Consider the following 482-nt stretch of genomic DNA (forward strand, 5'->3'; position numbering starts at 1 on the left):
CGGTGTCGGTGATGATCGCGAGCAGCGCGTCCTGCGCGGCGGTCTGCGGGGTCGTGCCGGTCGGATCGGTCATGGTGCGGTGACGTCCTTCATCGTGACGCCGCGCCACCAGTCGGCGGCGGGCATGGGGCTCTTCCCCGCGGGCTGCACCTGGATCAGCTCGACGGGGTGGCTGGCGGTGCCGACGGCGACGCGGCCGTCGACGGCGGCGACGCGGCCGGGCTCGAGCGGCGCGGTCTCGTGCAGCTCGGCGGCGCGATGGACCTTGAGGCGCACGTCGTCCACCGAGGTGTGGGCGCCGGGCTCGGGAGTCACGCCGCGGATGCGGGCGAGCACCTCGCCGGCGGGCCGCGTCCAGTCGATGCGCCCGTCGTCGATCGTGGTCTTCGGCGCGAGCGTGGGCTCGCCCTCCTGCGGGCGCGCGACCGCGGTGCCCGCGGCGATGCCGGCGACCGTCCGCGCGAGGAGGTCGGCGCCCTGCG

The 482-nt window shown here is 76.8% G+C and carries 1 protein-coding gene; it reads right to left on the reverse strand.

Going from position 1 to position 482, the window contains the following annotated elements:
- Positions 1 to 69: 69 nt before the first annotated feature.
- Positions 70 to 482 (reverse strand): methionyl-tRNA formyltransferase (locus tag DZG00_RS16425; protein WP_375342518.1); only part of this gene is annotated, 413 nt, incomplete at its 5' end.

Source organism: Clavibacter lycopersici, from assembly GCF_003576405.1.
Classification (GTDB): Bacteria; Actinomycetota; Actinomycetes; order Actinomycetales; family Microbacteriaceae; genus Clavibacter; species Clavibacter lycopersici.